We start from the raw sequence: 19,298 nt of genomic DNA, 5'->3' as shown, positions 1-19,298 counted from the left end.
GAAAGAGCCCGCCGGTGCGGCGGGCGCGTTCAGGAGGGCCGGTCGGGCGGGGTGGAGCGGTCGGGCGGCGGGCCGCTGCCGATGCCCAGGAGCAGCGGTCCGGTGGGCGAGGTGACGAGATCGGCCACGGTGATCGGCTCCAGGGTCGCGTAGAAGGCGTCCTGGGCCCGGCGCAGGGCGCCGCGCAGCCGGCAGCCGGAGCGGAGGGGGCAGGGGGTGTCGCCCTCGCACTCGACGACCTCCTCCTCCGGACCCTCCAGCTCCCGCACGAGCGAGCCGATCGACGCGGAGTGGCCGGCGGAAGTCAGGGTGAGTCCGCCGCCCCGGCCGCGCCGGGCGTCGAGGAGGCCGAGGTGCTGGAGCCGGGCGACGACCTTCGCGGCGTGTGTGTACGGGACCCGCATGGAAGCCGCCACCTCGCGGGTGGTCGGGGCTTCCCCGCCCTCGGCGACCGCGAGCCGCATGAGGACGCGCAGTGCCACGTCGGTGAATCTCGTCAGCCGCATGGCTCCAGCGTAGATAAGTTGCATACGAGATGCAAATTAAAGGCGCCGTCCGGCGACGATGGCCAACGTGCCCCGCGCGAAGGCGGATTAGTCACACTCTTTTGTGTAATGGCGGCCCGGGCTCCGCGCTGAAAGGCTCTTGCACGCAGGTCAGCCCAAGATCGAGAGGACGTCAGATGTCCGTTGGTGAAGAGGTTCGCGACACGCAGGCGCCGCCGCAGCAGAGTCTGGGGACGGCGGCTGCGCGGAACCTCGCGACGACCACCAAGTCCGCGCCGCAGATGCAGGAGATCTCCTCCCGGTGGCTGCTGAAGATGCTGCCGTGGGTGCAGGTGCAGGGCGGCACGTACCGGGTGAACCGTCGGCTCAGCTATGCGGTCGGCGACGGCCGGGTGACCTTCGTCCAGACCGGGGACCGGGTGGCCGTGATCCCGGCCGAACTGGGGGAGCTGCCCGCCCTGCGGGACTTCGGCGACGAGGAGGTCCTCGCCGAACTCGCCCGCCGCTGCGAGCAGCGGGACGTGGCCGCGGGGGAGGTGATCGCCGCGTCCGGCGACGCGGCGGACCGGGTGTACCTGCTGGCACACGGCAAGGTCGCCAAGGTCGGCGCCGGCCCCTACGGGAACGAGACCGATCTCGGGGTCCTCGCCGACGGGGCGTACTTCGGCGACCAGAGCCTCGTCGACGGCGACGCCGTCTGGGAGTACACCGCCCGCGCGGTCACCCCGTGCACGCTCCTCACCCTGAGCCGCGCCGACGTGTACAACCTCGCGGAGCGCGCCGAATCCCTGCAGGGCCACCTCTCCGGACTGCTCTCCATCCCGCAGCAGCGCACCAACCGCTACGGCGAGGCCGCGATCGACCTCTCCGCCGGACACGTGGGCGAGGCGGTCGTCCCGCACACCTTCGTCGACTACGAGGCCGCGCCCCGCGAGTACGAACTGAGCGTCGCCCAGACCGTGCTGAAGGTCCACAGCAGGGTCGCCGACCTCTACAACCAGCCGATGAACCAGACCGAGCAGCAGTTGCGGCTCACGGTCGAGGCGCTGCGCGAGCGCCAGGAGCACGAACTCATCAACAACAAGGAGTTCGGCCTGCTCAACAACTGCGACTACGGGCAGCGCCTCCAGCCCCACGACGGCGCGCCCACCCCCGACGACCTGGACGAACTGCTCTCCCGCCGCCGCGGCTCGAAGCTGTTCCTCGCCCACCCCAAGGCCATCGCCGCCTTCGGCCGCGAGTGCAACCGGCGCGGGCTGGTCCCCGAGAGCGTCGACATCGGCGGCCACCACGTGCCCGCCTGGCGCGGCGTGCCGATCTTCCCGTCCAACAAGATCCCCATCTCCGACGCCCGCACCACCTCCATCATCTGCATGAGGACCGGCGAGGCCGAGCAGGGCGTCATCGGCCTCCAGCAGACCGGCATCCCCGACGAGATCGAGCCGAGCCTCTCGGTCCGTTTCATGGGCATCGACGAACAGGCGATCATCTCCTACCTGGTGACGGCGTACTACTCCGCCGCCATCCTGGTACCGGACGCCCTCGGAGTGCTGGAGAACGTCGAGGTCAGTCGCTGGCACTGATCCGAGTCACCCCGGGGGCCGGGGCGGTTACGGCCGCCCCGGCCCCCGGGCCCGCACCCATCGCCTCGCCCCAGGGAGTGACCGTGACCATGACCAGTACGGACGCAGCGACGGAAGGGCACGAGGCCGCGGCGCTCCTGGAGCGCACCCGCGCCGTCGTCGACCCGCATCTGCGAGCGGCCGTCGCGTCGCTGCCGGGCGGGATACGCCGGATCGCGATGTACCACTTCGGCTGGCAGAACGCCGACGGGACCCCGGCCGCCGGACAGGCCGGGAAGGCCATCAGGCCCGCCCTCGTCCTGGCCGCCGCCCGGGCGCTGGGAGGCGACCCGGAGCAGGCCGTCCGGGCCGCCGTCGCCGTCGAGCTCGCCCACAACTTCACGCTGCTCCACGACGACGTCATCGACGAGGACACCACCCGGCGGCACCGGCCCACCGCCTGGGCGGTCTTCGGCATCCCGGACGCCATCATCACCGGCGACGCCCTGCTCGCCCTCGCTCAGCGGCTGCTGGCCGAGGATCCGCATCCGGCCGCCGCGCGCGCCGTCGCCCGCCTCTCCGCCTGCGTCATCGAACTGTGCGCGGGCCAGCAGGCGGACTGCGCCTTCGAGGAGCGCGGGCCCGACGAGGTCACGCTCGACGAGTGCCTGACCATGGCGGCCGCCAAGACCGGCGCCCTGCTCGGCTGCGCCTGCGCGCTCGGAGCGCTCTACGCCGGTGCGGAGGATCGGGCGGTCCGCGCGATGGACGGCTTCGGGCGGGAGGCCGGGCTCTCGTTCCAGCTCATCGACGATCTGATCGGCATCTGGGGCGACCCGGAACGCACCGGCAAGCCCGTCGGCGCCGACCTGTCCGCCCACAAGAAGTCCCTGCCCGTGGTCGCCGCCCTCACCTCGGGCACACCGGCCTCGGCCGAGCTGGCCACGCTCTACCGGGGCCCCATGAACACCGCGGCCGAGGTGAGCCGGGCGGCCGACGCGGTGGACCGGGCCGGCGGCCGGGACTGGGCCCAGGCCACCGCCGCCGACCGGATGGCCCGCGCCGTGCACCACCTCTCCCGGGCGGTCCCCGACCCGAGCGCGGCGGGGGATCTGCTGGCCCTGGCCGAGTTCGTCACCCGCCGGACGAGCTGAGCCGCCGCGGACGGCCCGAGCCGGTGCGGGTGCTCCGGTACGGGCCGCTTCGGTGTGGCCCGCGTCGGTACAGGTCGCTTCGGTGTGGTCCTCTCCGGTGCGGGCCGGCCGAGCTGCTTCTCCGGCCCGGGGCTTCCCGAGGCGGAGGGGCGGCCCCGGGGTCGGCCGGGAACGCATCGCCGAGTCGGCCCCGAGGGCGACCGGAATGCCCTCGTGCGGGCGGCAGCGGTATCTCAACTCTAGTATTCCGGAGGTTGGTTGACGGAAAAGACGGAGAGGCGGCGGGTTCGGTCATGGGCGTACGGATCGAGCGGGCGGAGCGGCACGACCGGGAGCGGGTCGTCGCGGTCATGGAGGAGGCGTTCCACCACGATCCGGTCAGCAGTTGGGTCTTCCCGGACGAGGCCCATCGGCGCGCGGTGCACGGCAGGTTCCTCGGCGTCTTCGTCGACGTCGCCCTCGCCGAAGGCCGTATCGACATCGCCGAGGACGGGGCGGCCGTGGCCCTGTGGCTGCCGGTTCCGGCCGGGGCCCCCGAGGAGGAGGACCCCACGCCCGCCCTGATGCGGCGGACCGCCGATCCGGACAACGAGCGCTGTGAACTGGTGGGCCGGCTCACCGGGGCCGCCCACCCGCACGACCGGGCCCACTCCTATCTGTTGATGATCGGCGTCACCCCCGACCGCCAGGGGGAGGGCATCGGGGCGGAGATGATCCGGGCGGAGCTGGAGCGCTGTGACCGGGAGGGGCTGCCGGCCTACCTGGAGGCGAGCAGTGCCCGGAGCCGCAGACTGTACGAGCGGCTCGGATTCCATTTCCTCGGCCGCGCGGTCGCCCTTCCGGACGGTCCGCCGATGTATCCCATGTGGCGTGAGCCAAAGGCGAGTTGAGCGCTGAGGCGAGGTGTGGGGAAGGGGGTCGGGAGCTGCCTGCGGGCGTTCGGGGAGAGGGGCGCACCCCTCCACGGGCGCCGCTCGCGGTAGGGGCTACAGTCCCTGCTCATGACAGATGAGTCGTGGTCCGGCTGGTACCGGGACGCCAGGGGTTCCGAAGCCGTCGTCCTCACCACGGACGGACAGCGGCTGCGGGTCCGCGTGCGGGGGACCGACTTCGAGGGCGACAGCTTCGACGCTCTGTACCCGGTGGTCGATTCCGCGCCGCGGAGTGCCGGGGCCGGCCGCGCGGGCGCCCCGCTCACCGACTGCGTACTGGAGTGGGACCTGCCCCTGCCAGTTCTCGTCGCGGGCACGCTCCGCCACGCCACGCTCGGCTGCCTGCTCTCGCTGCGCCCGGATGTTCCCGCCCTTCACCTCGCCCTCCATGTCGGCGGTGCGGTGTACGAATCGGCGCGCGCGGAAGGCGACTTCAGTGCGGCCCTGGCCACCGTCCGGCGGGCTCTTCCGGACGACATCCGGCTCCAGACCTGTAGCGACTGCGCCTTCTCCGGCTCCTTCCCGGCCCCCGGTCGCGCCCTCTCCGGCACCCTCGCCTGCTTCCGGGGGGCCAAGGACGCCTACCGGGGTGCGGCGGCGGGTGAGGGCGGCGTGCCGGACCTGTGGGACCGGCGGTCCGGGACGGTCCAGGAGATATGGAGCTGCCGCGAGTTCGAGCCGGGCGCGACCGAGGGGACAGGTGCCGACCGTCGTGAGGCCGTCCCCCTGGAACACGCCTGATCCGGCGCGGCCTTGAGCGGGGCCGGTCCTGATTCTGCCCTGCCTTGAGTGGGGCCGGTCCTGATGCTGCCCTGCCTTGAGTGGGGCCGGTCCTGATGCTGCCCTGCCTTGAGTGGGGCCGGTCCTGAGCGTGTCGGCGCCCGACCCCACCTGCCACCCACTCTCCCGCCCGTCCGCCCGCATCGGATTCCGACGCGGGCGGACGGGCGTCTTCGTGTGATCCGTTGCGCTGCTCGCATTGTTCTACTAGCATGCGAACAACGGAGGTTTTCCATGACACGTAAGAACCTTGGCCGCGCCACCCTCGCGGCCCTGCCCTTTGTGCTCGCACTCATCGTCGGCCTCGTCGTCCAGCTCACCGTCCAGGACCGGTTGCCCGACCGGCTGGCCGTCCATTTCGACGCCGGCGGCTCCGCCGACCGGTACATGGGCATCACCGCCTATCTCCTCTACGGCCTCGGCACGCTGCTCGTCCTCGGGTCGCTCTGGGCCGTCTTCGCGGTCAACGGCAAGCTGTACGGCCGCGGGCGGAGTTGGCTGATCGGCGGCGGGTTCGCCCTCGCCGCCTTCCTCGGGTATCTGCTGATCACCGTCCTCCTCGTCAACGTGGACGCGCCCGAGGGAGGGCCGACGGACGGCTTCCCGCTCTGGCACGTCGCGGTGGCGGTCGGGGCCGGGGCGGTCGCCTGGCCGATCGGCGCCCTGCTCTCCCGGTTGGCCCCCGCGCCCGAAGGCCCGGACGACGGTGACGGGGGCGGGGCGATCCGGGAACGCATCGCGCTCGCGGACGGCGAGGTGGCGGGCTGGGCCCGCGGGATCGGCGCGTGGTGGGCGCCGCTCGCCGTGCTGGCCCTGCTGGCGGCCGCCGTCGCGGTCGGCCGGGACCTGAGCTGGTTCGCCGGCGCCCCGCTGGCCGTCCTCGCCCTGGTAATCGGCACCTTCTGCCGGCCCCACGTCACCGTGGACCGGCGCGGACTGACCGTCTCCGGCCTGCTGCCGAAGCCCCGGCTGCGGGTGCCGCTGGAGCGCATGGCGGGGGCGGACAGCCGTCGCGTCAACGCCCTCGCCGAATACGGTGGTTGGGGCTATCGGGTCCGTCCCGACCGCAGCGGCGTCATCACCCGCTCGGGAGAGGCCATCGTCGTCAGTCTGACGAGCGGGCGCGAGTTCGCCGTGACGGTCGACGACTCGGCCACCGGTGCGGCCCTGCTCAACACCCTGCTCGACCGGCAGCGGGCGGGGCGCTGACCATGCTCTTCCGGGTCGATCCGAACTCCACCGTGCCGCTCGGGGATCAGATCGCCGCCGCCGTGCGGCGCGCGGTGGCCGAGGGCGCGGTGGCCCCGGGGGAACGGCTGCCGGCCGCCCGGGTGCTCGCCGAATCCCTCGGCGTGAACGTCCACACCGTGCTGCGCGGCTACCAGCGGTTGCGCGAGGAAGGACTCATCGAACTCCGGCGCGGACGGGGCGCGGCGGTCACCGCGAACGCGTCGCCGCAACGGGCCCGCCTGCTGGAACGGGTCCGCGAGGCCGTCGCGGACGCCCGCGACCTGGGCATGACCGAGGACGAGCTGATCGCCCTCGTCCGCGGTGAACTCGGCGCCTGACAGGGGGAGGCGCCGGGGAAGTGCGAAGGACCGTTCCGCGTCCGGAACGGTCCTCCGCCGTGCGGTGGGGGGTGCCGGCCGGCCCCGGGGAACAGGGCCGGCCGGAGCCTTTGCCGTACGTACTACGGGTGGTGCGGGTGGTGCTGCCGGGGCGCCGGGCCGCTCACCGGAGTCGCCGTCGTCGGTGGCGACCGCCGTGGCCCCGGCGGTTCCCGGTGGGTCAGGAGCCGGAACGGGCGAGCGCGGCCAGGCCGTTGCGCCACAGCTGGTTCACCCGGGCCCGCTCGTTGGCGTCCGGGTTGGCGTTCCTGCAGGACGGGCCGGGGCCGCCGCCGGACATCAGCTGGCTGCACGGGCCGGAGTAGGTGTCCGGGAGGCCCAGTACGTGTCCGGTCTCGTGGGTGGTGACGCGGACCGAGTCGTACTGCTGGTTCTGCCGGTAGTCCAGGAAGATGTAGCCGCGGCCGTGCCCGTCGGTGCTCGCGTACGAGCCGCGCGAGTCGTTGCCCTCGCGGTAGGTGAAGTCCGCGCGGGAGCCCTCCTGCAGGCGGACGTTGGTGACCGAGCTGTTCCAGATCTGGGTGCTGCGGGCTATCTGGCTGCGGAAGCTCGGGGCGCTCGACGCGTTGTAGGTGACGGTGACCGCCAGGGCGCCCGGGTTGGCGGCGCGCTTCTCCGCGACCGACTTCATGACCGCGTCGAGGAAGGCGCGGTTCGCGGCGGCGTTCTCGCCCGAGCCGTTGTACGCGGCGATGGTGGTGGAGTCGGAGGCCGCGGCGGGGGCCGGGGCGGCGGCGACGACGGGAGCGGTACCCAGTGCGGCGAGGAGGCCGAGGCCGGCGGCGGCGGTGGCGACGGCGGTCCTGAGGTGTCTCATGGGGATTTCTCCTACCTGTCCGATCGAACCCGCGCCGTGGGGGTGTCCGCTGAGCGGACGAGGCGCGGGGCGGTACGGGGAAGAGTGTGGGGCAGCGCACAGCCGCCGGGATGATGTCGAACGGCGATAGCGCCGCCCTATCCCCCAGCTCCCCTCCGCCCCGCCCACGTCAGCCGCCGATCTTCACGTCATGTCCACGTCATATACATCGCATCGCCACTTCCTGCCGGGCCCAACACTCCCTGAATTGACGCGCTTTGGTGGGGTTGCGGCATCTGGTGCGTGGTGGGCGCCGGGCCTAGTCTCCGCTGCATGGAGCTGGAGGTGAGACACCTCAGGGCGCTGTGCGCCATCGCCGACGCGGGCAGCCTGCACCAGGCGGCCCGCCGGCTCGGCGTGAGCCAGCCCTCGCTCACCACCCAGCTGCGGCGGATCGAGAACGTCCTGGGCGCCGAACTGTTCCGGCGCGAGCGGACCGGCTGCCGGCCCACCTCCCTGGGGCGCGCCGTCCTCAACCGGGCCCGCCCCCTCGTCCAGGGCATGAACGACCTGGTCAGCGACGCGCTCGCGGAGGCGGAGGCCACGCGGTCCGGCGGCCCCCGGCTGCGGATCGGCTCCACCGCGAGCCGGGTCATCGGCGGCTGGCTGCGCCGGCTGCGCGTCGCCCTGCCCAGCACCGACATCTCGCTGCGCGTCGACGTGTCCGCCCACGCCCTGCTGCGTTCGGTGGAGGCGGGCCGGCTGGACGTCGCCTTCGTGCACGAGGTGGAGGGTTCCCCGCTCGCCGTGCCCGACGGGCTGGAGCGGCGCGTTCTCGTGGACCGGGAGCCGCAGTTCATCTCGCTCTCCCGCGACCATCCGGCCGCCCGCCGCCGGGTGGTCGAGCTCGGGGACCTGGCGGGCGACCCGTGGATGGTCGATCCGACGGTGGACGGTGAGTGGGACGGGGTGCGCCGGGTGCTCGGCGCGGCCGGCCTCAACCCGCCGGTCCTGCACGGCGACTACCTCACCGCCGCCTCCCTCGTCGTGCTCGGCGAGGCCGTCGCCCCCTGCCAGCCGACCTCGGGCCCGCGCGACGACATGGTGATCCGCCCGCTCCTGGGCGACCCGCTCGCGGTGCGCCTCCTCCTGGTCTTCCGGCCCGGCACCGACATCGGCGTGGTGTACGCGCAGTTGGAGGACGCCTACCGGGACGCGGCGCGACGGGCGAGCGGCTACCACGAGTGGCTGCTGCGCCACCGTTCCCCGCTCGCCCGTACGCCCTGACCGGTCCGCCTGCTCGCCCGACTGCCGGGCGGCGCCCGTGCCGGGGGTTCCCGGTTCTGCTGTCGGCGTTGCCGGGTTCCACCACCGCGCTCCGTCGGGCAGGGTCCTGGCATGAGGCTCTTGATGCTGGGTGGTACGGAGTTCGTCGGGCGGGCCGTCACCGACGCGGCGCTGCAGCGGGGCTGGGAGGTCACGGTGTTCCACCGCGGCCGGCACGCGCCCCCGCCCGGCGTGACCGCGCTGACCGGAGACCGGACCACGGGTGCGCCGGGGCTCGCCGCGCTCGCGGAGGACGGGCGGGAGTGGGACCTGGTCGTCGACACCTGGAGCGGCGCGCCCGCCGCCGTCCGGGACGCCGCCCGGCTGCTCTCCGGCCGGGCCGGGCACTTCTCGTACGTCTCCAGCCGCTCGGTGTACGCCTACCCTGCCGCCGCCGGTCTCGACGAGGACGGCCCGCTGGTGGCCGGCGCCTCGCCCGACGACGGGGACGTACCGTACGACCGGGCCAAGCGGGGAGGCGAGCTGGCCGCCCTGGGCGCGTTCGGGGACCGGGCCCTGCTGGCGCGGGCCGGCCTGATCATCGGCCCCGGGGAGAACATCGGCCGGCTGCCCTGGTGGCTGAACCGGATCGCCCGGGGCGGCCCGGTGATCGCCCCCGGCGCCCCCGGGACGGAGCTCCAGTACATCGACGCCCGGGATCTGGCCGGATGGCTGCTGGACGCGGCGGCGCGCGGGTTGCACGGCGCGTACAACACCGTCAGCCGCCCCGGCCACGCGACCATGGGCGAGCTGCTGGCCGCCTGCGTCGCGGCCACCGGATCCGACGCCGAACTGCGCTGGACCGACGCGGACATCCTGCGTGCCGCCGGGGCCGAACCCTGGAGCGACCTGCCGATCTGGCTGCCGCCGGGCGAGCTCTACGACACCCTGCACCGGGGCGGCCACACCAAGGCGCACGCCGCCGGGCTGCGCTGCCGCCCGGTCGGGGAGACCGTCGCGGACACCTGGAGCTGGCTCCGCGCCCTGGGCGGTGCGGCCCCCCGGCGTCCCGACCGGCCGGCTGTCGGCCTCGCCCCGGAACTGGAGGCGAAGCTGCTGGCGCTGTGAGCTTCGGAGGCCACGCCGAGCAGGGCTTTCCGCGCGTGTCGCACCGAAGAAGACTCCTATAGGTCTACAAAACCAGACAAGAGCGGCGTGTCATATAAAACGACAAAGTGATGACCGTGCATATTGCGCGGCATGGAACAGAGGGCGCGCAGGCGCGGTAACACGATGCGGGCAGCAGTGACAGTGGCGACGGCCGCGGCGATGGTGGGCGTTCTGGCCCCGATCGTCGGCGCGGATCCGCTGCCGGCCGAGACGGACGGCAAGACCGCCGCTGTCAGCCGGTCGAACGTGGCCGAGAGGGACATGGGCGAGAGGACAGGGGCTGCGGCGGCCTCGCAGCCTGCTTCGGAGGCGGCCGCGCAGCCGGCCCCCCGGGCCGACAACGCCGGTGCCCCCGGCGGCGGTTCGCGGGTTCCGCCGTCGGACACCGCCGATCCCGCGCCGGCCGCCCCGGCCCGGTCCGAAGGGAGCGGGTCGGCGGAGCAGCCGGCGAGCACCACCACGAGCGGTGACAACGACCGCCTCCCCGCGGTGGATTGGCTCCCGCAGACGCCGGACGGTCACACCGGCGGCGACACCCACGCCCCGGGCGGCGAGGAAGGCGGCGGGTACTCCCCGGGCGGCCACGCGGGCGGCGAGGAAGACGGGTACTCCTCCGGCGGCGGGGAGGACGACGCGTACGGCGGCGGGGATGACGACGCATACGGCGGCGAGGAGCCGTCGTGTCCCCCCGAGCCGACCCCCACACCGCCGAGTCCGACGCCCACGCCGACTCCGCCCGAGCCGACGCCGACGCCGTCCGAGCCCACCCCGACGCCGACGCATCCCACGCCGCACCCCACGCCCTCGCCCAGCCACCCGGGTGAGCTGCCCGGAACCGGTGCCAAGGGCGGCGAATGGATCCTCGGGTCCATCGCGGCAGCGCTGGTGGCCGCCGGCGGATCGGTCCTCGTCGCCACCCGCCGGGCCCGGCGCCGCCACTGACCGCGCTCCGGGCGCGTCCGGCGAGGAGCGTTAGCGTGGTCCGATGGCCGAACTGCTGCTGCACCTCGCCGAAGCCCCGTTGTGGGAGGCGGCCCGCGGGATAGGGACGTACGAGATGTCCACCCGCGGCCGCACCCTCCACGACGAGGGTTTCATCCACCTCTCGCTGCCCCACCAACTCCCCGGTGTGGCCCGCATGCTGTACGGGAACGAGGAGGCGGCGGACGTCGGCGGCCGGGACCTGGTGGTCCTGGTCGTCGACCCCGCCCGCCTCACCGCCCCCGTACGGTTCGAGGCGATGAAGCCCGGCGGCGAGGAGTTCCCGCACCTGTACGGGCCGCTCCCCGTGGACGCGGTCGTCGAGGTGCGGCCGCTGGAGACCTGGTACGACGAACGACGAGAGGAAGACGAACACCGGTGAACGGACCCCTCATCGCGGTGACCGGAGCGAGCGGAGCGGTCGGCGGCCGGGTCGCCCGGCGCCTCGCCCGTACCGGCGCGCCCGTACGGCTCCTCGGCCGCGACCCGGCCCGCCTGCCCGACATCCCCGGCGCGGACCGCGCGCCCGCCGCCCCCTACGGCGACGGCGAGGCCATGCGCCGGGCCCTCGACGGGGCCCACACCTTGTTCCTGGTCTCCGCCCACGAGAGCCCCGACCGGGTACGCGAGCACGCCACGGCGATCGACGCGGCCGTCGCGGTGGGCGTCGAGCGCATCGTGTACGTGTCCTTCCAGGGGGCCGCGCCGGACGCCACGTTCACCTTCGCCCGCGACCACTGGGAGACCGAGGCCCACCTCCGCACGGCCGGGGTCCGCTACACCTTCCTGCGGGACAACTGGTACCAGGCGGGGCTGCCCGCGATGACCGGGACCGACGGCGTGCTGCGGGGGCCGGGCGGCGAGGGGCGGGTGGCGGCCGTCACCCATGAGGACATCGCCGACGCGGCGGCGGCCGTGCTGCTCGACGAGGGCACGGACCACGACGGGCGGGCCCACGACCTCACCGGGCCCGAGGCGTTCACCCTCGCCGAGGCGGCCGAGGAGCTGAGCCGGGTCACCGGGCGCCCCGTCGTCTACGTCCCCGAGACCCGCGAGGAGGCGTACGCGTCCCGGGCCGGCTACGGAGCCCCGGAGTGGGAGGTGGCCGGCTGGGTCACCTCGTACGAGGCCATCGCCAATGGGGAGCTGGCCGCCGTTTCCGACGCGGTGCCCACGCTCACCGGACGGCCGGCGACGAGCTTCGCGGACTTCCTCGCCGCCAACCCGGACAGCTACCGCCACCTGCTCCCCGCCGGCTGACGACCGGACCGCCCCGGGCCGCCCCGCGTGCACCCGGGGCCGTCCGGTACGGCCCCGCTCGTCTCCCGGGACCGTCCGGTACGGCGCTGCTCCCTGTCCGGGCCCCCGGTGCGGTGCGAACGCAGGCCGACGGAGCCGCCCTGTTCACCGTGAAACGGCCGGGGCCGCCCTGTTCACCGCCACGGGATGTGCTTCCACGGGCTGCCCCCGCTCTCCGTCAGCAGCCGGTGGGCGACGAGGCACTGCTCGTAGAACGTCCCGTACTCCTCGTCGTCGAACCGCAGGACCCGCCCCAGCGCGTACCCCGCCGAGAACTCCTCCCAGGAGCGGTGGGCCGACTTGCTCAGGGCCCCGGCGTACACGATCGCCGCCTCCGCGTCCGCCGGTCCGCAGAACCGCGCCGAGAGACCCCAGCGCGCCAGGTTCACCGCCCGCCCGTAGTCGTACGCGACCGTCGTGCGCACCCGGCCGTCCGGCGGCAGCAGCCCGTCCGCGCGGAACCGGGCCTCGTAGCGCATGACCCGGCGCACCAACTCCTCGATGCCCTTCACCGTTTCGGGGTCGGCCCCGAGGTCCTGGGCGTGGCCGGCGGCCGTCTCCCGCCACAGGTCCGCCGAGGGCAGCTCGCCGATCGCCGCCGCCAACTGCTCCCTGGTGCGCAGGACGAAGTCCGGCTCCGGCGGGCTGTTCTCCGCGTCCAGCAGGAAGTCCAACTGCCTGCGCCACCCCTCGTGGCCGGTGATGCCCCAGGAGTCGCGGAGCGTCTCGCGCTCCTCGCCGTACTCGCGGTAGACGGTGCCGACCTCGTTCCACGGCACGCCGTTCCCGATCGCCAGATGCACCCCGCATGCCAGTCCGTACGCCAGCGGTCCGTGCAGCGCGCCGTGCCGCAGCGCGACGAGGCGGTTGCCTGACGGGCGGTCGTTCTCCGCGTAGGCCCGTTGCCACAGCGCCAGGTCGGGAGGGGAGGCGGGCAGCAGCAGCTGAGCGGGCGTCCCCACGTTCACGCCCAGCCACACCTGCGGATCGGGCCAGCCGAACTCGGCGACCCACCGCAGCGTCACCCCGCGGAACACCCAGTCCGGGTGCCAGGCGGGCAGCATGCCCCGGGTCAGGAGCGGGCGGCAGACGAACCCCGCCGGGCCGACGTGCCGGCGCCAGACCACGGTGTCCGGGTTCGCGTCCGCCTCGGCCCGCGGAGCCGGGATGTACAGCTCGGCACCGGCCAGCGCGGCCAGTTGACCCCGGACGTCGCCGCGCGACCCGGCCTCGTGGAGGAGCTGCTCGGTCTCGGACGGCGGAACCCAGGGGGCGGGCACCCACGGAGCCGGGCCGCCGGCGGGCGGGAAGGCGGGGAAGTGCTGGTGCGGATTCATGACCAGGGGATGTTCCGGTAGGGGCTGGCGGGGTCCTGGGTGAGGATGCGGTGCTGCGCCAGCGACTGCTGGTACAGCGACTCCTCGCCGGGCGTCCCGTCCGCGTCGTCCCCGTGGACCAGGCGGGCGAGGGCGTAACCGAGGGAGAAGTCGGCCCAGGAGGAGTAGGCGCGGCGGGCCGGCTCGCTCAAACGCAGCACGTCCTGCTCGGCCCCGAGCGGATCGGACAGGCGGGCGCTGAGCGCGAGCCGTAAGACGTTGACCGCCCGGCCCAGGTCGAACGCGGCGAGCGTGTCGATCCGCCGGTCCGGGGCCAGCACCCCGTCGGCCCGGAACCGGTCCTCGTACCGGACGAAGCGGTGCAGCGCCCGGTGCGCCTCCGCCCGGTCCCCGGCGTCGCGCGCGGCGAACGCGCGCTCCACGGCCTCGGTCCACTCCGCGCGCGTGGGTGGGCGCTCCAGCCGGAGGGCCAGGGTGTGGCGGGCCCGCAGGACGCCCTCCTTGACCCGCCCCACCAACCGGTACTGCATCAGGGAGCCCAGCCGGTCGCGCAGATCGGCCCGGTGCTGGACGCCCCAGGGGCTGCGCAGCCGGGCCCGGTCCGTCGCGTAGTCCTGGTAGACCGCGCCGAGCCGGTTCCAGACGATGCCGTTGTTGACCGCGAGATGCGCGCCGAGCGCCAGCCCGTGGGCGAGCGGCCCGTGCAGCGGCCCGGCGGCGTCGGTGAGCAGCCGGCCCTCGCGCGCCGCGCCGGAGCGGGCGTCGGCGCGCTGCCACGCCTTCGACCGGCGGGGCCCGGCGTCCAGCAGGACGGCGAAGGCGGTGCCGTGGTTCACGGCGAGGCGGCGGGCGTCGTACGGCCAGGACCGGGCGAGCTCGCCGAGGTCCACCGCCCGGAACACCCACTCGGGGTGCCAGGGCGGCAACAGGCCCGGCGTCAGCACCGGCACACAGGTCCGCCGGCTCGCCGGGTCCCGGAACGTGGGCAGCGGAGCCGTCCAGTCCGGGACGTCCGCGTGCATCCGGGGGACGAGCACGTACAGCCGGGTGCGGGCGAGCACGTCGAGCACCGCGTCCTGGTCGCCGCCCGCCGAGGCCGCCGCCAGCTCGCGTTCGACCTCGGTGGGCGCGAAGTGCCCCTGGGGCGCGCCCACGACCTTCTGCGCCGCCACGCCGAGAACGCCGCCAGCCGTGCCCGGCCCGGCCCCGTGCCAGCCGTGCGCCGGTGTGCCCGTGCCCGGCCCGTGCCCGTCGTGCGCCGGTGTGCCCGGCCCGGCCCCGTATCCGTCGTGTCCCGGCGGCATCCCCGATGTCGCCCCCGTCATCCCCGTCGTCACGGGCCGATCCTACGGAACGGGTCCCGCGCCGCACCGGGCGGTCAGAGGCCGCCCGGCCGCACCAGCCCCGACTCGTACGCGAACACCGCCGCCTGGGTCCGGTCGCGGACGCCCAACTTGACCAGAATGCGCCCCACATGGGTCTTCACCGTCTGTTCGGCGACGATCAGCTGCCGGGCGATCTCCGCGTTCGACAGGCCCCCCGCGACCAGTGTCAGCACCTCCGTCTCACGCTCGGTCAGATCTCCGATCCGCGCCTTGAGCGGCGCGCGGGGCGCCCCGGCCGTGCGGGAGAACTCCATGATCAGCCGCTTGGTGATGTTCGGCGAGAGCAGCGCGTCGCCCGCCGCCACCACCCGTACCGCATGCGCGAGTTCATCGGCGGACGCGTCCTTGAGCAGGAAGCCGGAGGCGCCCGCGCGCAGCGCCTCGTACACGTACTCGTCGAGATCGAAGGTGGTCAGGATCAGCACCTTCGCCGTCGACTCCTCGGGGGCGGTGATCCGCCGGGTCGCCTCGATACCGCCCAGCTCGGGCATGCGGATGTCCATCAGTACGACGTCCGGAGCGAGTTCGGCGACCTTGTCGACGGCGTCCAGTCCGTTGACGGCCTGGCCGACCACCTCGATGTCCGGCTCGGCGTTCAGCAGGAAGGAGAAGCCCTGGCGGACCATCATCTGGTCGTCGGCGATCACAGCTCGGATGGGCGGAGTCATCGGGCTTCCTCGGTGGTTCGGGGTGTCTGCGTGCTGGTGGGGAGAAGTGCGGTGACTTCCCAGCCGCCGTCGGGTGTGCGGCCGGTGGCCAGCTCGCCGCCGAGCATCGCCGCGCGTTCGCTCATCCCGAGCAGCCCGTGGCGCACGCCGGGGGAGGGGGCGGCCGGGCGGTGGCGGTCCGGCGGGGAGTTGACGATCCGGACGGCCAGCCCGGTGGGCCGGTGGCCGATCACCACCTCGGCGCTCGCCCCGGGGGCGTGGCGCATCACGTTGCTCAGGGCCTCCTGCACGATGCGGTACGCGGACAGCTCGACGCCCGGCGGGAGGGGGCGGGGTTCGCCGGTCGTGCGGAGGGCGACGGAGAGGCCGGTCGAGCGCACGGTGGCGACCAGCCCGTCGAGCCCGTCCAGTCCGGGCTGCGGCGCGTGCCGGGTGTCGTCGCTCCGCGCGGGAGCCTCTTCCGAACGCAGGACGCCGAGCACCCTGCGCAACTCGGCGAGGGCTTCCAGGGCGTTCTCGCGGATGCCGGTCAGATTCTCCCGCAGCGCGTCGGTGGGGTGCTCCACCAGATGCGGGGCCACCTGCGCCTGGATGGAGATCACCGACATGTGGTGGGCGACCACGTCGTGCAGCTCGCGCGCGATCCGGTTCCGCTCCTCCAGCAGAGTGCGCCGCGCCCGCTCCTCGGCGGTCAACTCGGCCTGGACGACGAGATCCTTACGGGCGACGCGCAGGCTGCGCAGCGCGGAACCGAGCACGGTCGCGGTGGCGAACACGAGCACGGACGCGGCGAGGCCGGCATGAGGCAGCGGAGGCGTGCGCAGGGCCAGGAACACCGACGGCAACAGCGACAGCAGCAGTGCGGCCACCGCGCGGCGGCGCCTGACCCGCAGCGCCAGCAGGAACAGGGCGCCGCCCTGCAGCGCCACTCCTCCGAAGGGGTTGGGGAACAGGGTCTCGGGACTCACCGGGAGCCCGCCGGTCCACCCGGAAGCGGGGTGCCGGGGGACCGCGGCCGCGGTGGCCAGGATCGCCACGACCGCCAGCGCCGTCGCCGCCCACCACGCCCCCACCGGCCGGAACATCCCGGCCACCAGCGCCGCCGCCTGCGCGATCGCCACCAGGACCGCCAGACCGCTGACCGCGGCCCCGTACGGCGTGAGTTCGACGGTACGGGCCGTCGCGATGCCGACCGCCACGAACACCAGCGCCACCAGGAACACCGGCCGCCACGCCGGAGCGTCCGGCTCGCCCATGCGCGGCACCCGGTCCGCCGGAGCCGCCCACAACTCCTCGTACAGCGCACGCGGAGCACGGCGCACCGCAGCCCGCAGCCGTACAGCGCCCGTCGACTTCATCGCCCCCCACCGCCCCCGGTTCGACCAGCCCACACCCTAGGCACGACGCGCCCACCCCTTCCGCGTGGGGGCGGACTCCCGTACGACGAGGGAGCCCCCGCCCGTACGCCGTCCGCCCTGCTCATAGCCCCGGAACACCGCCCAGCACCCCAGCAGCGCCAGGGCGAACACCGGCAGCCAGAGCAGCCGGGCCGTCACCCAGTCGGCGTCGTCGGGCACGGTGTGCACCCCCGGCAGCGGGCTGTCCGCCAGCGCCAGCGCCGCCGCCGTGACGATGATCATCGCGGTCTGGTGCCAGAGGAAGACGGTCATCGCCGCCAGGTTCACCACGGCCACCGCCGCCCATGCGACGGGCCTGCGCAGCACCCGCCGCAGCGGCCCGAGAAGCAGCAGCGCCGCCCCGCACTGGGCGAGCCCGAACGCCACGGCGGCCAGGGACGGCGGGTCCAGATTGGAGACACGGCCGCCCGGAACGCCGACCATGGCGGCCGGATACCCCGCCCACAGCACGAGCCCGGCCGTCGCCGAGGCCCCGCCGAGCAGCAGCCCCCAGCGGCCCGCCCGGCCGCGCAGCCCGCCCCGGGCCACCAACGCGCCCAGGCAGTAGGGCACCAGCCACCCCGCGACCACGTTGACCCACCCCAGCTCGCGCGGACCGCCGAGACCCAGGCGTACGAGGTCGACGTGGAGCACCACCACGAGCGGCCACAGCGGGTGCATCCGCGCCACCAGCGGAGTCAGCGCGGTCAGCGCCGCGAAGACCAGCAGGAACCACAGCGGGGACCAGACCAGCTTGACCAGCGCCCGGACGGTCGGCTCGCCCACCCCGGCCGCCAGCATCACCGCGGCCGCGAGCGTCCACACCGTCAGCACCGCCGCCACCGGCCGGAACAGCCGCGCCAGCCGGCCGCCCACCCACCGCCCGTACGGCACGCCCCGCTTCCTCGCCGAGGCCCAGCTCCCGGCCGCCACCACCCCGCCCACCAGGAAGAACACGGCGAGCGTCTGGAAGACCCAGGAGACGGGGGCGAGGTGCGGCATGGCGGTCAGCGGGCTCGCCCCGCGCACCGTGCCGCTGTCGGCGACCAGCGCCGTGACCAGCCAGTGCCCGCCCACCACGCCCAGGATCGCCAGGGCCCGCAGGGCGTCGATGCCCCGGTCGCGGCCGGGCGGGGTGGCCGCGTCGATCCGCACCGCGAACCCGGTCACCGGGAGACCTCCAGCGGCTCGGCGCCGTCGACGATCCGGGCGAGGCTCGTCAGCGAACGCGAACCGCGCAGCAGATAGTCGCTGTGACCGCCGTCGCCCGCGTCGAACACCTCGGCCCCGAACCTCTCCGCCACCGGATCGGCCCCGAACCCCACCGTCGCGACGAACGGCACCCGCACCCGGAGATGCGGCACGTGGGCGATCCAGTCCTCGCCCCCGCGACCCGCCCAAACCCGCGCACCGGTACGCAGTCCGCTCACGTCCTCCACGCCGACCCCGGGGCTGCCGTAGAACACGAGGGCGTCGGCCGCCGTCCCCGGCGCGGACCGGGCGCAGATCACCGAACCGTACGAGTGGCAGAGCAGGCTGATCCGGGCGGCGGGCCGCACCGCGCGCACCCCGTCCACGAGGGCGCGCAGCCCCGGCGCGGCCTCGGCGGCCCGCTCGGCCGTGAGCACGGTGGTGCTGACGGTGGCGGGCGAACGGTAGCCCAGCCAGACCACCACGGCTCCGCCCGGGCCCAACTCCCTTTGCAGGGCGGTCGCGTCGCGCCGCAGCCGCCCGTACGCGTCCAGTCCGACACCGGCCCCCGGCACCAGCACCGCGATCCGCCGGGCCGAGGACAGCTCACCCACGACCTCCACGCTCCGGCCGCCGTCCCGCCCGTCGAAGGACAGGAACTGCCGCCCGGGAGCGGCCATCGCCCGCAGCGAGGCCGCCCGCTTCAGATCCCCGTGGTCCGTCGCCGCCCGCCCGGCCGCCCTGATGTCCTGCCGGCTCACCCCGTACCGCTGGGCGAGCGCCGCCGGGCTTGCATCGCGCAGCGGCCCGAGGACGGTCGGCGCGGGAGCGGGCACGGCGGCGGGCCGGGCCGCACCGGAGACCGGCACGGCCACGGCGAAGGCGACGAGCGCGGCGAGCAGGGCACGACGGATACGACGTCTGCGGGAGCGGTCCGTCATGGGGCGAGTTCCTTCCGTACCGGGGGTGTTGCGAGCGTTCGGTACAGAAGCTATGGACCGGGGCCGGTAGTTGGCGTCCCTCCGCGGAGTGCACCTGCGGGGTGGCTCTCAGGTATGACACGGGGTACGCGTCGGGGCGGCGGGCCGAGGGGCACAGCGGCCGGCCGGAGGCGCGCGCGGGCTGCTGGGGCCCGGTGCGGCGCGCACGGGCTGCCGGGTGCCTGGTGACGCGGCACGGGCTGCCGCGGGCCCGGTGACGTGTGCGGGCTGCCGGGGCCTGGTGACGGGTGCGGCCTGCCGTGGGC

19 protein-coding genes are annotated in these 19,298 nt (G+C 74.5%); 11 read left to right on the top strand and 8 right to left on the bottom strand.

Annotation, left to right across the window (positions count from 1 at the left end):
- Positions 1-29: 29 nt before the first annotated feature.
- Entirely contained in the window at positions 30-506 is a 477-nt protein-coding gene (locus IF19_RS0106015) for an RrF2 family transcriptional regulator (RefSeq protein ID WP_030276018.1), read from the bottom strand.
- 176 nt (positions 507-682) lie between these two features.
- Between IF19_RS0106015 and IF19_RS0106010 the strand changes: the two genes are divergently transcribed.
- The 6 genes from IF19_RS0106010 to IF19_RS0105985 all read left to right on the top strand — a co-directional run bounded on the left by IF19_RS0106010 (position 683) and on the right by IF19_RS0105985 (position 6,502).
- Positions 683-2,089 (top strand): family 2B encapsulin nanocompartment shell protein, encoded by a 1,407-nt coding sequence (locus tag IF19_RS0106010; RefSeq protein WP_030113598.1) that lies wholly within the window; start codon positions 683-685, stop codon positions 2,087-2,089.
- An 89-nt stretch (positions 2,090-2,178) separates the two neighbouring features.
- A complete protein-coding gene (locus IF19_RS0106005) occupies positions 2,179-3,222 on the top strand; it encodes a family 2 encapsulin nanocompartment cargo protein polyprenyl transferase (protein ID WP_030113597.1) in 1,044 nt (347 codons plus the stop codon).
- A gap of 293 nt (positions 3,223-3,515) precedes the next feature.
- Positions 3,516-4,112, top strand: coding sequence for a GNAT family N-acetyltransferase (locus IF19_RS0106000; RefSeq protein WP_030113596.1), 597 nt, complete (start codon positions 3,516-3,518; stop codon positions 4,110-4,112).
- A 111-nt stretch (positions 4,113-4,223) separates the two neighbouring features.
- Complete coding sequence (locus IF19_RS0105995; protein ID WP_030113595.1) at positions 4,224-4,895, top strand: DUF6304 family protein; 672 nt, start codon at positions 4,224-4,226, stop codon at positions 4,893-4,895.
- Between the two features lie 273 nt (positions 4,896-5,168).
- Entirely contained in the window at positions 5,169-6,143 is a 975-nt protein-coding gene (locus IF19_RS0105990) for a DUF1648 domain-containing protein (RefSeq protein ID WP_030120709.1), read from the top strand.
- A 2-nt stretch (positions 6,144-6,145) separates the two neighbouring features.
- On the top strand, positions 6,146-6,502 hold the full coding sequence (locus IF19_RS0105985) for a GntR family transcriptional regulator (protein WP_030113592.1): 357 nt from the start codon (positions 6,146-6,148) through the stop codon (positions 6,500-6,502).
- Between the two features lie 220 nt (positions 6,503-6,722).
- Here the strand turns inward: IF19_RS0105985 and snpA are convergent, their stop codons facing one another.
- Positions 6,723-7,379 (bottom strand): snapalysin, encoded by a 657-nt coding sequence (gene snpA / locus IF19_RS0105980; protein WP_030113591.1) that lies wholly within the window; start codon positions 7,377-7,379, stop codon positions 6,723-6,725.
- Positions 7,380-7,691: 312 nt separating this feature from the next.
- Here snpA and IF19_RS0105975 point away from each other — a divergent pair, with 312 nt between their 5' ends.
- From IF19_RS0105975 to IF19_RS0105955, 5 genes are all read left to right on the top strand, one after another.
- Positions 7,692-8,645: a LysR family transcriptional regulator gene (locus IF19_RS0105975; protein WP_030198655.1), complete on the top strand. Its 954-nt coding sequence runs from the start codon at positions 7,692-7,694 to the stop codon at positions 8,643-8,645.
- A 123-nt stretch (positions 8,646-8,768) separates the two neighbouring features.
- On the top strand, positions 8,769-9,752 hold the full coding sequence (locus IF19_RS0105970) for an NAD-dependent epimerase/dehydratase family protein (RefSeq protein WP_030113589.1): 984 nt from the start codon (positions 8,769-8,771) through the stop codon (positions 9,750-9,752).
- Positions 9,753-9,884: 132 nt separating this feature from the next.
- Complete coding sequence (locus IF19_RS1000000138115; protein WP_234313161.1) at positions 9,885-10,736, top strand: hypothetical protein; 852 nt, start codon at positions 9,885-9,887, stop codon at positions 10,734-10,736.
- Between the two features lie 43 nt (positions 10,737-10,779).
- Positions 10,780-11,157 carry a DUF952 domain-containing protein gene (locus IF19_RS0105960; RefSeq protein WP_030113586.1) on the top strand — a complete coding sequence of 126 codons (378 nt, stop codon included), beginning with the start codon at positions 10,780-10,782 and terminating at the stop codon, positions 11,155-11,157.
- Positions 11,154-12,035, top strand: a complete 882-nt coding sequence (locus tag IF19_RS0105955) for an SDR family oxidoreductase (RefSeq protein ID WP_030120712.1) — start codon at positions 11,154-11,156, stop codon at positions 12,033-12,035. Before IF19_RS0105960 ends, IF19_RS0105955 begins: the two co-directional genes overlap by 4 nt.
- A gap of 173 nt (positions 12,036-12,208) precedes the next feature.
- Here IF19_RS0105955 and IF19_RS0105950 read toward each other — a convergent pair whose 3' ends face one another.
- From IF19_RS0105950 to IF19_RS0105925, 6 genes are read right to left on the bottom strand one after another with little or no spacing between them, the layout of a single operon-like run.
- Positions 12,209-13,411 carry a DUF1266 domain-containing protein gene (locus IF19_RS0105950; protein WP_030113584.1) on the bottom strand — a complete coding sequence of 401 codons (1,203 nt, stop codon included), beginning with the start codon at positions 13,409-13,411 and terminating at the stop codon, positions 12,209-12,211.
- Positions 13,408-14,748 (bottom strand): DUF1266 domain-containing protein, encoded by a 1,341-nt coding sequence (locus IF19_RS0105945; protein ID WP_234313160.1) that lies wholly within the window; start codon positions 14,746-14,748, stop codon positions 13,408-13,410. The genes IF19_RS0105950 and IF19_RS0105945 overlap by 4 nt, the downstream gene beginning before the upstream one ends.
- Positions 14,749-14,789: 41 nt before the next feature.
- On the bottom strand, positions 14,790-15,464 hold the full coding sequence (locus IF19_RS0105940) for a response regulator (protein ID WP_030113581.1): 675 nt from the start codon (positions 15,462-15,464) through the stop codon (positions 14,790-14,792).
- Positions 15,461-16,822 (bottom strand): sensor histidine kinase, encoded by a 1,362-nt coding sequence (locus IF19_RS0105935; RefSeq protein ID WP_030113580.1) that lies wholly within the window; start codon positions 16,820-16,822, stop codon positions 15,461-15,463. Before IF19_RS0105935 ends, IF19_RS0105940 begins: the two co-directional genes overlap by 4 nt.
- A gap of 36 nt (positions 16,823-16,858) precedes the next feature.
- Entirely contained in the window at positions 16,859-18,031 is a 1,173-nt protein-coding gene (locus IF19_RS0105930) for an acyltransferase family protein (RefSeq protein WP_030113579.1), read from the bottom strand.
- On the bottom strand, positions 18,028-18,993 hold the full coding sequence (locus tag IF19_RS0105925) for an alpha/beta hydrolase (protein ID WP_030113578.1): 966 nt from the start codon (positions 18,991-18,993) through the stop codon (positions 18,028-18,030). Before IF19_RS0105925 ends, IF19_RS0105930 begins: the two co-directional genes overlap by 4 nt.
- Between the last annotated feature and the right edge of the window lie 305 nt (positions 18,994-19,298).

The organism is Streptomyces californicus (genome assembly GCF_000717645.1).
GTDB lineage: Bacteria > Actinomycetota > Actinomycetes > Streptomycetales > Streptomycetaceae > Streptomyces > Streptomyces californicus.
This window is presented reverse-complemented; position numbering and strand designations above follow the sequence as displayed.